This window comes from Streptomyces sp. NBC_00385, assembly GCF_035917155.1.
GTDB lineage: Bacteria > Actinomycetota > Actinomycetes > Streptomycetales > Streptomycetaceae > Streptomyces > Streptomyces poriferorum.
On the sequence record NZ_CP107951.1, the window covers coordinates 8,521,157 to 8,534,399 of the forward strand.

Below are 13,243 nucleotides of genomic sequence, written 5' to 3' on the forward strand. Positions count from 1 at the left end.
GCCGGCGCGCTTCCCGTAGTTCCGGCGCTCTCCTGGCCGGTCGTACCGGGCTTTACCCCGGCGTCGATGTCCGCCCTGCGCATCCACTTCCACAGCGTCATCGCGTGGACTCCGCAGTCGGCAGCCACCTGATCGACAGTCACGCCCGGGCCGCGGTTCCTCGCGACCCGCACGACATTCTCGCGGAACTCTTCCGGAGAGGGCTTGGGCACAAATGACATCCTTCCCGCTTGCCCTGCAGGGCAAGCCAGTTCAGATGTCACCCGATCGTGCATCAGACCCCTCCGGTAGCTCTTCCTGCTGAACGAGCCCGGCATGGCCCCCCGAGTCGATCGCTTCGTGACGCGCCGGAGCCTGTTGGCTGGATTCGGCGGTCTTCGGTAGAGCAACCTGGCTGCTGTCCCTCATTCCATGGTCGGGCGGCAGGGCAGTGGTTCACACTGGGTTCGTGCAAGGCCAGAGGGAGAACGGGGATGCGGGCGTGGATGCTGAAATTGTTACCTTGGTGGACGCGGCGGGGCCGTATCTGACGGCGGCTCTGACTGCCTATGGTGTCGGCGTGTTGGGACGAGCAGAGGATGCCGCCGTTGATGCTACGGCGGACGTGGGCCGAAGGATTCTAGATTCGGTCTGGCGCCGGAGGGGCGGCCAGGGGCGCACAGAATTGGAGGCGGCCGTAGGCGACGCGGCGGAAGCGCCGGACGATGCGGATGCTGCGGCGGCCTTGCGCCAGCAGATCAAGCGTGCGTTGCGCGAAGACAGGCAACTCCTGGCGGAGTTGTTGGTTCTGTTGCCCGCTCGCTCGACAGTTTCGGCGACGGCATCAGGTGAGAGGGCCATCGCGGCACAGCACATCACCACCGCGATTTCCGGCGACAACGCCACCTTGAGGCCGTGACCGTACCCGGTTTCGAGGCGTCAGGTGATCGGGCGGTGGCTGCGGAGTCGATCGGGGTCGCGGTGACGGGTGACCACGCTCGCGTCGTCGTCCTTCCACCTGAAGCGGTCCCGCGGGTAAAGGAGGTGGAGGCGGCGCCTGGTACGGCTAATCTGCCTGGCTTGGCTTCCAAAGTGTTCGTCGGCCGCGATGAAGCGTTGGATCAATTGCGCGGCATGCTGACCAGCGAGGGTGACGCGGCGGTGACGCAGGCAGGCGCGGTTCACGGCCTGGGAGGGATCGGCAAGAGCGCCTTGGCCTTGCACTACGCGATCCGATACCGGAACGTCTACAGCCTGACGTGGTGGATCAACGCCGAATCTCCGGAATCGATCGAGGCGGGCCTTGCTGCGCTGACCGTCCGATTGTGTCCGAACTGGCCTCGCAGTGCCACAGCTGAGGAATGTACAGCGTGGGCGGTGGCCTGGCTGCAGTGCCATCCGGGCTGGCTCCTGATCTTCGACAACGTCGAACACCCTGACCAACTGCGCCCCTACCTCGGTTCCCTGCCTGACGGGCATCATCTGGTGACCAGCCGCAAGGCCACTGGCTGGCACGCGATCCGCCATACGCTGCCTCTGGATCTCCTCGAAGCCGAGGCTTCTACTGATCTTGTGTGCTCGCTTGCCTACGATCGCCAGACGCCCACCTCGGAGCAGCGCAAGGAAGCCGAACTACTTGCTGCGGAACTCGGATACCTACCACTGGCCTTGGAACAAGCCGGCGCCTACCTTCACCAAACCGGAAAGGAAATCGGCGCCTACCGGCGAGCGCTGCCACGGATGCTGCCTAAGTACTCTGAGGGCATCGACCCCGAACGCACGGTGGCTCGCGTCTGGAATCAGTCCATTCAGGCCGTCCAAGAGCGTGGTCCCCTGGCCGTGACACTCCTCAACGCTGCATCCTGGCTCGCCCCGGACAATATCCCCCGCGCTCTCCTGACCCCCCTCGCGCCCACCGTGGATGAAGCTGACGACGAGATTGACGACGCCCTCGGCGTCCTGCGTGCCTACAATTTGATCACGCTCTCGGGCCCGACTTTCAGCGTGCACCGTCTCCTGCAAGCCGTATTGCGCACACCTCCCGCAGCAGACGCCAGCCATCCCTCAGCGGGGAGAGTCGCTGCCGAACTAGCTCTTCACGTGGCCGTTTTGAGTGGAGACGACGCCTTGCGGGCTACCGCAGGTCAATGGGAGGCACTGGCGCCCCACATCACCGCTTTTGCCATCAACCTCCCACCAGCCAGCGCCACTAAAGCCACCTTCGAGATCTTCGACTGGGCTACCGTGAACGCCCGACACGCCGAGCAGACAGCGCGGGCGATCCCGCTCTGCGAGGCCGCTCTCGCGCAGCGTGAGAGTGTCTTGGGCAGTACCCACCCCGATACCCTGAGCAGCCGCAATGATCTCGCCGGTGCCTACGTGACTGCCGGGGATCTGGCGCGGGCGATCCCGCTTTGCGAGGCCACGCTGGCGGAGCGTGAGGATGTCCTGGGTGGCACCCATCCCGATACGCTGAGCAGCCGTAACAACCTCGCCGGTGCCTATGCGCGTGCCGGGGATCTGGCGCGGGCGATCCCGCTCTACGAGCTCACGCTGGCCCAGCGTGAGGATGTCCTGGGCGGCACCCATCCCGATACGCTGAGCAGCCGTAACAACCTCGCTTATGCCTACGAGAGTGCCGGGGATCTGGCGCGGGCGATCCCGCTCTACGAGGTCACGCTCGGCCAGTGTGAGGCTGTTCTGGGTGGCACCCATCCCGATACGCTGAGCAGCCGTAACAACCTCGCTTATGCCTACGAGAGTGCCGGGGATCTGGCGCGGGCGATCCCGCTCTACGAGGCCACGCTCAGTCAGCGTGGAAGTATCCTGGGTGGCGCCCACCCCGACACGCTGAGCAGCCGTAACAACCTCGCCGGCGCCTATGCGCGTGCCGGGGATCTGGCGCGGGCGATCCCGCTCTACGAGGTCACGCTCGCCCAGTGTGAGGATGTCCTGGGTGGCACCCACCCCGACACCCTTAGCAGCCGCAACAACCTCGCTGGGGCTATGGCGTTGCAACAGCAGATGGCGGCTTCATCTGACGCACTCGGCGGTGCAGCCAAACGCCAAGCGCTGTCTGAGCGCCGCTCAGATCCGACCACGGGTGACACCTCTACTTGATGGCTAAATCCTCTATGCATAGAGGAAGTGCCTGCCGAGAAGGTAGTCGTAGACGCGCGCCGGGTGCGGCCTGCCGGTGTCGATCCGAGCCTTGGCCGGGCCTGCCGTCATGGCGAGCTCCAAGTTCTTCGGTACGGGAGAACAGGTGGAACGGTCGGCGCAGGCCGAGCACGCTTGCGTGCCCTACCCCCGACGCATCCTGCCACAGCAACCACAGTCGCACCGTGGGTAGTTGAGCGGTGTGCTGCCTGGCCCGGGCGTCAACTGCCCGGCTGCTCCCGCTCGTCGACGATCCTCCTGAACTTGCCGACCGACCTCTCCAGCGTCTCCGGATCGAGGATCTCGACCCCGACCGAGACCCCGATACCGTCCTTGACGGCCGCCGCGACCGAAGCGGCGGCCGCCTCCCGCTGCTCCGGTGTCGTTCCGGCCCGGGCCTCGGCCCGCACTGTCAGCACGTCCAGCCGCCCCTCGCGGGTCAGCCGCAGCTGGAAGTGCGGCGACACGCCCGGCGTACGGAGCACGATCTCCTCGATCTGTGTCGGGAACAGGTTCACCCCGCGCAGGATCACCAGATCGTCGCTGCGCCCGGTGACCTTCTCCATGCGCCGGAAGACCCGGGCCGTGCCGGGCAGCAGCCGGGTGAGGTCGCGGGTCCGGTAGCGGATCACCGGCATGGCTTCCTTGGTGAGCGAGGTGAACACCAGCTCGCCCTCCGCCCCTTCGGGCAGCACCTCGCCGGTGAACGGATCGACCACCTCGGGATAGAAGTGGTCCTCCCAGATGTGCAGCCCGTCCTTCGTCTCCACGCACTCCTGCGCCACACCCGGGCCCATCACCTCGGACAGCCCGTAGATGTCGACCGCGTCGATCGCGAACCGTTCCTCGATCTCACCGCGCATCTCCTCGGTCCACGGCTCGGCCCCGAAGATCCCCACCTTCAGCGACGTCGTCCGCGGATCGACGCCCTGCCGCTCGAACTCGTCCAGGAGCGTCAGCATGTAGGACGGCGTCACCATGATGATCTCGGGCCGGAAGTCCTGGATCAACTGGACCTGCCGGGCCGTCATGCCGCCCGAGGCGGGAATGACCGTGCAGCCGAGCCGCTCCGCACCGTAGTGCGCGCCCAGCCCGCCGGTGAACAGCCCGTAGCCGTACGCGACATGGACCTTCTGCCCGGGCCGCCCGCCGGCCGCGCGGATCGAGCGGGCCACTACGTCGGCCCAGGTGTCCAGGTCCTTCTCCGTGTAGCCGACGACCGTCGGGCGGCCCGTCGTCCCACTGGAGGCATGGATCCGCCGCACCTGCTCCTCGGGCACCGCGAACATCCCGAACGGGTAGTTGTCGCGCAGATCGGCCTTCGTGGTGAACGGGAACCGGGCCAGATCGGCCAGCGAGCGGCAGTCGTCCGGATGCAGCCCCGCCCGGTCGAACGCCTGCCGGTAGTGACCGACCCGGTCGTACGCGTGGTGCAGGGTGGCCCGCAGCCGTTCCAGTTGCAGTGCCGCCAGCTCCTCGCGGCCCATCCGTTCCGCCGCGTCCAGCAGCACCGCCATGCCGATCTCCCTCTTCCGCGCTCCGTGCGGACGACCGATCATTCGGTCGTTCCTTCCGGGAGCAGTAATTCAGGATCTTCCCCGGTGTGGCAAGAGGTGCGGCGTATCCGACACGTGCCACGGATACGCCCGTACCGAACACGGCTGCGTCACCCGGTCGGCCCTGTTTGGATGGGTCCATGCCGACTTTCCGCACGTACGACGGGACCGAGCTCGCCTATCACGTCATGGGGGACGGTGAGCCCCTGATCTGCCTGCCGGGCGGTGCGATGAGAGCCGGCGCCTACCTCGGGGACCTCGGCGGGCTCTCCGCCGTAAGGCAGCTGGTCGTCCTCGATCTGCGCGGTACGGGGGACTCCGCCGTACCGGACGACATCTCCACCTACCGGTGCGACCGGCTCGTCGAGGACGTCGAGGCGTTGCGACGGCACCTGGGGATCGACCGTGCCGACCTGCTCGCCCACTCGGCGGCCGGGGACCTCGCCGCGCTCTACGCGGCCCGGTACCCGCAGGCCGTGCGGAGTCTGATCCTCGTCGCACCCACCACGCGGGCGGTCGGCTTCCCGTTCGTCGAGCGCGAGGCCCGGGAGGCCGCCGCGCTGCGCAGCACCGAACCCTGGTACGCGCAGGCGCTCCCGGCCCTGGAGGAGATCTGGGCAGGACGCATGACGGACGAACTGCGCGCGGCGGGCAGGCCGTTCCTGTACGGGCGCTGGGACGACGCCGCACAGTCGCACGCCGCTCTGTCCGCGCAGCAGATCAACTCCGAAGCAGCACGGGCCTATTACGGGGAAGGGGCGGCCGACCCGGCTGCGACGGTCGCCGCCCTGCGGACCCTCCCGTCCCCCGTTCTCGTCCTCGCGGGCGAGTACGACGGCGTGACCACGCCCGACCGGGCCGCCGAACTCGCCGCGCTCTTCCCGGAATCGGAGTTCGCCGTGCAGCGCGGCGCCGGGCACTTCCCCTGGCTCGACGACCCGGGCGCCTTCGTCCGGACCGTCACCGCCTTCCTGGACCCGGACGTGCACAGCGTCCAGGCCGGCGGGATCCGGCTCGCCCACCGCGTGTGGGGCGACCCGTCCGCACCGCCCGTCGTCCTCGTCCACGGGCGGTGCGGCTCCAGCACCACCTGGACCACCGTCGCCGAACGGCTCGCCGGCCGGCACCGGGTGTACGCCTTCGACTTCCGCGGCCACGGACTCAGTGACTGGCCGGGCCGCTACTCCTACGAGCTGTTCCGCGACGATCTGCACGCCTTCCTGGAAGCACGCAACCTCGCCGGTGCCACGGTCGTCGGACACTCCATGGGCGGCGCCGCGGCGTATCTGCTCGCCGAACGGCAGCCCGGACTCATCGGCCGCCTCGTCATCGAGGAGGCGCCACCGCCCTTCCCGCTCGACCCGCCCCGCGCAACCGTCGAACGCTCCGAGGAGGAGCTGGACTTCGACTGGCCCCTGGTGCCCGCCATCGACGCCCAGCTCAACGACCCGGATCCGGCAGGCCGTGAACTCCTCGGGGAGATCACCACCCCCACGCTCGTCATCGGCGGCGGTCCCAGGAGCCAGATCGACCAGGAGGCCATCGCCCGGATGGCCCGGCAGATCCCCGGCGCGCAGCACGTCACCATCGACGCGGGCCATCTTGTGCACACCGAACGACCGGAGGAGTTCCTCGCGGCCCTCCGGTCGTTCGGTGTGGGCTGAAGCGTTCTCGTGGCTCTGCGCGCGTCAGTCCCGGCGCAGCAGCGCGACCATGACCTCGTGCAGCGCCGCGTCGGCGTCCTCGACGCCCGACTCCGCACGCCAGGCGACGAACCCGTCGGGGCGCACCACCACGGCGCCCTCGGCGCTCGTCCCGTGCGCCTCGGCCCAGTCGGCACCGTCCTCCGGCTCCAGGTCCCCGCCCGGCCCCGTGCCGATCCCGAACGCGTCGAGCCGCACCCCCAGCCGTTCGCCGACCCGTGCGGCCGCCCGGCGCCACGCCACGTCCGCGGCGTCGGTCAGCAGCACGAACGACCGCTCGTACAGATCCAGCGTGGAGATCCGCTCACCGGCCCTGCGGACCCACAAGTGCGGTGCCCTGCTGCCCGGTTCACCCGACAGCTGCACGCCCTCGGGCACGACGGGCCACTCCGGTCCGATGCCCAGCACCGCGCCGTCCACATAGCGGTAGCCCAGCGCCACGTTCAGCATCCCGCCCCGCTTCCCGCCGCCCACGGTCGGCGGAGCCGCGTACCCCGGGTGGCTGTGCTCGCCCGAACGTGCCGAGGCCCGCTCGCTCGTCGCCCGGGCCACCGGCCGCCGCTCCGCCTCGTAGGTGTCCAGCAGGCCGGGGCCCGCCTCGTCGCGCAGCACGGCCGCGAGCTTCCACGCCAGGTTGTGCGCGTCCTGGATGCCCGTGTTGGAGCCGAAAGCACCGGTGGGCGACATCTCGTGCGCCGAGTCGCCGGCCAGGAAGACGCGGCCCCGTGAGTACCGGTCGGCCACCCGCTCCGCCGCGTGCCACGGCGCCTTGCCGGTGATCTCGACGTCGATGTCCGGCGCCCCGACCGCCTTGCGGATGTGTGCCACGCACCGCTCGTCCGTGAAGTCCTCCAGCGTCTCGCCCCGGTCCGGCTGCCACGGCGCGTGGAACACCCACTCCTGCTCGTTGTCCACCGGCAGCAGCGCGCCGTCGGCCTCCGGATTGGTCAGGTAGCACACGATGAAGCGCCGGTCGCCCAGCACGTCCGCGAGCTGCCGGGACCGGAAGGTGATGCTCACGTTGTGGAAGAGGTCACCGGCACCCGAACGGCCGATGCGCAACTGCTCGCGGACCGGGCTGCGCGGGCCGTCGGCCGCGATCAGGTAGTCGGCCCGCACGGTGGTGTGCTCGCCGGTCTCCCGGTTCTTCAGGACCGCCCCGACCCCCGCCGCGTCCGGGTCGAACGAGAGCAGCTCGGTGGAGAACCGCAGATCGCCGCCCTGCTCCCGGGCCCGGTCCAGGAGCACCGGCTCCAGATCGTTCTGGCTGCACAGGCACCACCCGCTCGGGCTGAACCGGGCCAGTGCGCCCCCCGGGTCGATCTCCTTGAACAGCCACTCCTGGTCGTCGCCGGTCAGTGAACCGGCTTGCAGAATGCCGTGGTTCTCCGCCAGAACGGAAGCGGCCGCACGGATCTGCGGCTCCACCCCAGCCCGGCGGAAGATCTCCATCGTGCGGACGTTGTTGCCGCGGCCCCGCGGGTGTGTCGAAGTGGCGGCGTGCTTCTCGACCAGCAGGTGCTCGACGCCGAGCCGGCCGAGGAAGAGGGACGCGGAAAGGCCCACCAGGGAACCGCCCACGATGAGGACCGGTACTTGGACGTCGACGTTCTCGTTCATGAGTTGCTCCTGCTCGGACGCCGTACAGATGCAGTGTCCATGCCCTTGTCGGAGCCTTCTCGGAGCGGTTCGGACGCCCGCTCACCTGAACGGTTCATAAATCTCGCGTCAGGCGGACCAGCGTTTCACGATCGGTCACGGAGACGTCGCCCACGGTCCGGGCGGACCGTGCGCATCCGCCGGGAGATTCCCCGCTCCGCCCCCCCACTCGACGGTTCCCACCGGCCCGGCCGGTTCTCCCCCCGTCTCGAAGGAGTTCGCAAGATGACCACCACGCTCTCGGAACGGACCTCCCAGTCCGCCTTCGACGGATCAAGGCTGCGGGTCATCCTGCTGCTTGACCTGCACGACGGCGCCCAGAAGCAGTTCCTGGAGGCGTACGAACACATGCGCAACCAGGTCGCCTCGATCCCCGGCCACATCAGTGACCAGCTGTGCCAGTCCATCGAGAACCCGTCCCAGTGGCTCATCACCAGCGAGTGGGAGAGCGCGCCGCCCTTCCTCGCCTGGGTCAACAGCGAGGACCACGTCGCCACGGTCCAGCCCCTGCACAGCTGCGTGCGCGACACCCGCTCGCTGCGCTTCAGCGTCCTGCGTGAGACCGGAGCGGCCTTCGAGGAGAGCTTCGAGCCCGTCAAGGGCGGTCTGCAGGCCGCGCCCCGCCTCGGGGACGGGGTGGTGCGCCACGCGCTGACCTTCACCGTCAAGCCGGGCACCGAGGAGATCGTCGCGAAGATCCTCGCCGACTACGACTCCCCGCAGGCCCGGGTCGACGAGCACACCCGACTGCGCCGCACCTCGCTGTTCATGCACGGCAACCGGGTGGTGCGCGCCGTCGAGGTCGAGGGCGACCTCCTCGCGGCCCTGCGCCACGTCTCCCGGCAGCCCGAGGTCCGGGCCGTGGAGGAGGCGATCAACCCCTACCTGGAGCAGGACCGCGATCTGGCCGATCCCGACTCCGCGAGGATGTTCTTCACCCGGGCGGCCCTGCCCACCGTCCACCACGTGACGACAGGCCGCCACGCAGCCGGGGAGCGCAAGCGCCACGCGCTGTTCTACCAGGCCAAGGAGGGCTGCGGAATGGCGCTGGCCCGCCTCCTGGCCGAGCACGACGAGGAGGAGGCCGACAACACCGGCAGCCCCATCGAGAGCAGCACGATCTTCCAGCGCGACGACATCGTGGTCCGTCTGCTGGAGGTGGGCGGCCCGCTCGACGCGCAGCCCGCCAAGGCCCTCGGTATCCACGGCCCCGGCAAGGCCGCCCGGCTCGCCCGACTCCTCGACGGCGAGGCGAACGCCGTGCCGTCGAGCGACGAGGACGCCGCACGCTTCCTGGCCCGGTCCGAGATGACGCTGGTCACCGACCGGCGGGCCGCGGAGTCCTGAGCCGCGCAGCAGCACTCTGGGGGGTTCTCGCTCAACCCGTCGACACAACGCGCCATGCGCCAGGAGGAAAGCAGTCATGACCATGCACCGGCCACGCATCGTGGACCTCAGTGAGACCCAGCCCAACACCAGGCGCGGGGGTGACCTGCGCGCCCTTCTCACCCCGACGGCCGTGGGCGCCACCAGCGGCTTCATGGGACTGGCCATCATTCAGCCCGGCGACCGCATCGCGGAGCACTACCACCCGTACTCCGAGGAGTTCGTCTACGTCGTGGACGGGCTGCTCGAAGTGGACCTGGACGGTGAGCCGTACGCGATGCGACCGGACCAGGGGCTGCTGATCCCCCTGAACGTACGGCACCGCTTCCGCAACGTCGGTGACGTCGAGGCGCGCATGGTCTTCCACCTCGGCCCGCTCGCGCCCCGCCCGGAACTCGGCCACGTCGACACCGAGGTCACCGAGCCGGCCGACCGGGGCGCGCCGCCAGAACGAACCGAGGCCGCCTCATGACCCGGCGTGTGGCCGTCACCGGCGTCGGCGTCGTCGCCCCGGGCGGCATCGGCACCCCGGCCTTCTGGGACCTCCTCTCCAACGGCCGCACCGCGACCCGGGGCATCACCCTCTTCGACCCGGCCGGCTTCCGGTCCCGGATCGCCGCCGAGTGCGACTTCGACCCGGCGGCGTACGGACTGGACGAGGAGGAGGTCGCCCGCGCGGACCGCTACGTGCAGTTCGCGATGGTGGCCGCCCGCGAGGCCCTCGCCGACGCGGGCCTCGACCCGGAGCGGACCGACCCGTGGCGCATGGGCGTCTCGCTCGGCACCGCGGTCGGCGGCACCACCCGGCTGGAGCACGACTACGTCGCCGTCAGCGGCGGCGGAGCACACTGGGACGTCGACCACCGTCCGGCCGGCGCCCATCTGGAGCGCGCCTTCTCACCCAGCTCGCTGGCCGCGGCGGTCGCCGAACAGGTCGGCGCGCACGGACCGGTGCAGACCGTCTCCACCGGCTGCACCTCCGGCCTGGACGCGATCGGCTACGCCTTCCACTCCATCGAGGAAGGCCGCGTCGACGTGTGCATCGCCGGGGCCTCGGACTCCCCGATCACCCCGATCACCGTCGCGTGCTTCGACGCGATCAAGGCGACCTCGGCCAACAACGAGGACCCGGAACACGCGTCCCGGCCCTTCGACTCCCGCCGCGACGGCTTCGTGATGGGTGAGGGCGGAGCCGTGCTCGTCCTGGAGGAACTGGAGCACGCACGCGCCCGCGGCGCGACGGTGTACTGCGAGATCGCCGGCTACGCGACCTTCGGCAACGCCTACCACATGACCGGGCTGACACCGGAGGGCCTGGAGATGGCCGAGGCCATCAACCGGGCGCTCGGCCACGCCGGGATCGCCGCCGCGGACATCGACTACGTCAACGCGCACGGCTCGGGCACCAAGCAGAACGACCGGCACGAGACCGCCGCCGTGAAACGGGCGCTCGGCGCACACGCCCACGACGTACCGATGAGTTCCATCAAGTCGATGGTGGGTCACTCGCTCGGGGCGATCGGCGCGATAGAGATCGCCGCCTGCGTACTCGCCCTGGTCCACCAGACCGTACCGCCGACGGCGAACTACGAGTCCCCGGACCCCGAGTGCGACCTCGACTACGTGCCCCGCACCGCACGTCCCCTGAAACTGCGCAGCGTCCTGTCGGTCGGCAGCGGATTCGGCGGATTCCAGTCCGCGGTGGCCCTGACCAGAAGCGGTGGGAGGACACCATGAGCAAGGCCCGGCAGCCCCGGCGGCCCCGGCAGACCGTCGTCACCGGCATCGGAGTCGTCGCCCCCAACGGCACGACCACCGAGGCCTTCTGGAAGCGGACGCAGGAAGGCATGAGCGTCCTGGACCGGGTCACCCGTGAAGGGTGCGAGGAACTGCCCCTGCACGTGGCCGGCGAGGTCCGGGGTTTCGACCCGGTCTCGCTGATCGAGGAGCGCTACCTCGTGCAGACCGACCGGTTCACGCACTTCGCGATGGCCGCGGCCGACATGGCACTGGACGACGCCAGGCTGGGCCGCGCCGACTACGAGGACGCACCGTACAGCGTGGGCGTGGTCACCGCCGCCGGTTCGGGCGGCGGTGAGTTCGGCCAGCGCGAACTGCAGCGGCTGTGGGGCCAGGGATCCAAGTACGTCGGCCCCTACCAGTCGATCGCCTGGTTCTACGCGGCCAGCACCGGCCAGATCTCCATCCGCGGCGGCTTCAAGGGGCCGTGCGCGGTGGTGGCCAGCGACGAGGCCGGCGGCCTCGACGCCCTGGCGCATGCGGACCGGTCCGTCCGGCGCGGCACCGACGCGGTGGTGGTAGGCGCGGCGGAGGCCCCGCTCGCGCCCTACTCCGTCGTCTGCCAGCTCGGCTACCGGGACCTGAGCGCCGCCGAGGATCCGACGCGGGCCTACCGCCCGTTCACCTCGGACGCCTGCGGATTCGTGCCCGCCGAGGGCGGGGCGATGTTCGTGGTCGAGGAGGAGACGGCGGCCCGGGAGCGCGGCGCCCGGGTCCGGGCCGAGGTCGCCGGTCACGCGGCCACGTTCACCACCGCGATGCGCTGGGAGGAGTCCCGTGAGGGACTCGCCCACGCCATCGAGGGCGCACTGCGCGAGGCCGGCTGCGCCCCCGAGGAGATCGACGTGGTCTTCGCGGACGCACTCGGGGTCCCGGCGGCCGACCGGGCCGAGGCGCTGGCGCTGGCCGACGCGCTCGGCGCGCACGGCCGCCGCGTCCCGGTGACGGCGCCCAAGACCGGTATCGGACGGGCCTACTGCGGAGCCCCCGTCCTGGACGCGGCCGCCGCCGTCCTCGCCATGGAGAACGGCCTGATCCCGCCCACGCCCAACGTCTTCGAGGTGTGCCACGACCTCGACGTCGTCATGGGCCGGGCCCGCCCCGCCGAGCTGCGCACGGCCCTCGTGCTCAGCCGCGGCCTCATGGGCTCCAACGCGGCGATGGTGCTCCGGCGCCGCGCGTGAACCCCACCGACACCCCCCCGTGAGAAGGAGAAGCCCTCATGACCGACCGACTGACGTACGCAGAGCTCGCGTCCCTGATGAAGAAGGGCGCCGGACTGACCGTCGACCCCCGGGAGATGGAGAACCGGTCCGCCGCGGCCTTCGACGAGTTCGGCCTCGACTCGCTGGGCCTCCTCGGCATCGTCGGCGTACTGGAGAACCGGCACGGGCAGCCGCTGCCGGCCGACGCCGACCGCTGCAAGACCCCCCGCGAGTTCCTCGACCTCGTCAACAACAGCCTCATGACAGGAGCCTGAAGTGTCCGGACACACCGAGAACGAGATCATCATCGCCGCCCCCCTGGACCTCGTCTGGGACATGACGAACGACCTGGAGAACTGGCCCCGGCTGTTCAGCGAGTACGCCTCGGTCGAGGTCATCGAGCGGGACGGTGAGCGGACCACCTTCCGTCTGACCATGCACCCCGACGAGAACGACAAGGTGTGGAGCTGGGTCTCCGAGCGCACCACGGACCGCGTCGGACGCACCGTCCGTGCCCGCCGCGTCGAGCCCGGCCCGTTCCAGCACATGGACATCCACTGGGAGTACGCCGAGGCTCCCGGCGGCACGCGGATGCGGTGGACGCAGGACTTCGCGATGCGCCCCGACGCCCCGGTCGACGACGCGTGGATGACCGACAACATCAACCGCAACTCCCGTGTCCAGATGGAACTCATCCGGGACAAGATCGAGCAGCGTGACCGCGAGCGCCGTACGGCCGCTGTCCCGGCCAACTGACACACCGTCCGCCGACGGCGGTCCGCCCGCCCGGCCTTCC

12 protein-coding genes are annotated in these 13,243 nt (G+C 69.9%); 9 read left to right on the forward strand and 3 right to left on the reverse strand.

Annotation, left to right across the window (positions count from 1 at the left end; all coding sequences use genetic code 11):
- The first annotated feature begins 481 nt into the window (after positions 1–481).
- Complete coding sequence (locus OG959_RS37645; protein WP_326665831.1) at positions 482–898, forward strand: hypothetical protein; 417 nt, start codon at positions 482–484, stop codon at positions 896–898.
- Positions 895–3,099, forward strand: a complete 2,205-nt coding sequence (locus OG959_RS37650) for a tetratricopeptide repeat protein (protein ID WP_326665833.1) — start codon at positions 895–897, stop codon at positions 3,097–3,099. The genes OG959_RS37645 and OG959_RS37650 overlap by 4 nt, the downstream gene beginning before the upstream one ends.
- 12 nt (positions 3,100–3,111) lie before the next feature.
- Here the strand turns inward: OG959_RS37650 and OG959_RS37655 are convergent, their stop codons facing one another.
- Positions 3,112–3,210 carry an SAM-dependent methyltransferase gene (locus OG959_RS37655; protein WP_326665835.1) on the reverse strand — a complete coding sequence of 33 codons (99 nt, stop codon included), beginning with the start codon at positions 3,208–3,210 and terminating at the stop codon, positions 3,112–3,114.
- A gap of 149 nt (positions 3,211–3,359) precedes the next feature.
- Positions 3,360–4,655: a phenylacetate--CoA ligase PaaK gene (paaK, locus tag OG959_RS37660; RefSeq protein WP_326666836.1), complete on the reverse strand. Its 1,296-nt coding sequence runs from the start codon at positions 4,653–4,655 to the stop codon at positions 3,360–3,362.
- Positions 4,656–4,834: 179 nt separating this feature from the next.
- On the opposite strand from paaK, the gene OG959_RS37665 reads away from it, so the two are divergent.
- On the forward strand, positions 4,835–6,358 hold the full coding sequence (locus OG959_RS37665; protein WP_326665837.1) for an alpha/beta fold hydrolase: 1,524 nt from the start codon (positions 4,835–4,837) through the stop codon (positions 6,356–6,358).
- A gap of 24 nt (positions 6,359–6,382) precedes the next feature.
- On the opposite strand, the gene OG959_RS37670 is transcribed toward OG959_RS37665, so the two are convergent.
- Positions 6,383–8,017, reverse strand: a complete 1,635-nt coding sequence (locus OG959_RS37670) for an FAD-dependent oxidoreductase (protein WP_148018243.1) — start codon at positions 8,015–8,017, stop codon at positions 6,383–6,385.
- Between the two features lie 264 nt (positions 8,018–8,281).
- Between OG959_RS37670 and OG959_RS37675 the strand changes: the two genes are divergently transcribed.
- The 6 genes from OG959_RS37675 to OG959_RS37700 all read left to right on the forward strand — a co-directional run bounded on the left by OG959_RS37675 (position 8,282) and on the right by OG959_RS37700 (position 13,203).
- Entirely contained in the window at positions 8,282–9,403 is a 1,122-nt protein-coding gene (locus OG959_RS37675; RefSeq protein WP_326665842.1) for a SchA/CurD-like domain-containing protein, read from the forward strand.
- Between the two features lie 76 nt (positions 9,404–9,479).
- A complete protein-coding gene (locus OG959_RS37680) occupies positions 9,480–9,914 on the forward strand; it encodes a cupin domain-containing protein (protein WP_148018245.1) in 435 nt (144 codons plus the stop codon).
- The gene (locus tag OG959_RS37685; RefSeq protein WP_326665844.1) at positions 9,911–11,179 is read left to right on the forward strand and encodes a beta-ketoacyl-[acyl-carrier-protein] synthase family protein; all 1,269 of its coding nucleotides are present in this window, start codon (positions 9,911–9,913) and stop codon (positions 11,177–11,179) included. Before OG959_RS37680 ends, OG959_RS37685 begins: the two co-directional genes overlap by 4 nt.
- Entirely contained in the window at positions 11,176–12,426 is a 1,251-nt protein-coding gene (locus OG959_RS37690; protein ID WP_326665846.1) for a beta-ketoacyl synthase N-terminal-like domain-containing protein, read from the forward strand. The genes OG959_RS37685 and OG959_RS37690 overlap by 4 nt, the downstream gene beginning before the upstream one ends.
- Positions 12,427–12,464: 38 nt before the next feature.
- Positions 12,465–12,722 carry an acyl carrier protein gene (locus tag OG959_RS37695; RefSeq protein WP_326665848.1) on the forward strand — a complete coding sequence of 86 codons (258 nt, stop codon included), beginning with the start codon at positions 12,465–12,467 and terminating at the stop codon, positions 12,720–12,722.
- A 1-nt stretch (position 12,723) separates the two neighbouring features.
- Positions 12,724–13,203, forward strand: a complete 480-nt coding sequence (locus OG959_RS37700; RefSeq protein WP_148018249.1) for an SRPBCC family protein — start codon at positions 12,724–12,726, stop codon at positions 13,201–13,203.
- Positions 13,204–13,243 lie beyond the last annotated feature (40 nt).

What these genes read in the sequence shown, in the direction of transcription:
- OG959_RS37655 (WP_326665835.1), bottom strand. Translation starts at nt 3,210, where the DNA reads ATGACGGCAGGCCCGGCCAAGGCTCGGATCGACACCGGCAGGCCGCAC.
- paaK (WP_326666836.1), bottom strand. Translation starts at nt 4,655, where the DNA reads ATGGCGGTGCTGCTGGACGCGGCGGAACGGATGGGCCGCGAGGAGCTG.
- OG959_RS37665 (WP_326665837.1), top strand. Translation starts at nt 4,835, where the DNA reads ATGCCGACTTTCCGCACGTACGACGGGACCGAGCTCGCCTATCACGTC.
- OG959_RS37670 (WP_148018243.1), bottom strand. Translation starts at nt 8,017, where the DNA reads ATGAACGAGAACGTCGACGTCCAAGTACCGGTCCTCATCGTGGGCGGT.
- OG959_RS37675 (WP_326665842.1), top strand. Translation starts at nt 8,282, where the DNA reads ATGACCACCACGCTCTCGGAACGGACCTCCCAGTCCGCCTTCGACGGA.
- OG959_RS37680 (WP_148018245.1), top strand. Translation starts at nt 9,480, where the DNA reads ATGACCATGCACCGGCCACGCATCGTGGACCTCAGTGAGACCCAGCCC.
- OG959_RS37685 (WP_326665844.1), top strand. Translation starts at nt 9,911, where the DNA reads ATGACCCGGCGTGTGGCCGTCACCGGCGTCGGCGTCGTCGCCCCGGGC.
- OG959_RS37690 (WP_326665846.1), top strand. Translation starts at nt 11,176, where the DNA reads ATGAGCAAGGCCCGGCAGCCCCGGCGGCCCCGGCAGACCGTCGTCACC.
- OG959_RS37695 (WP_326665848.1), top strand. Translation starts at nt 12,465, where the DNA reads ATGACCGACCGACTGACGTACGCAGAGCTCGCGTCCCTGATGAAGAAG.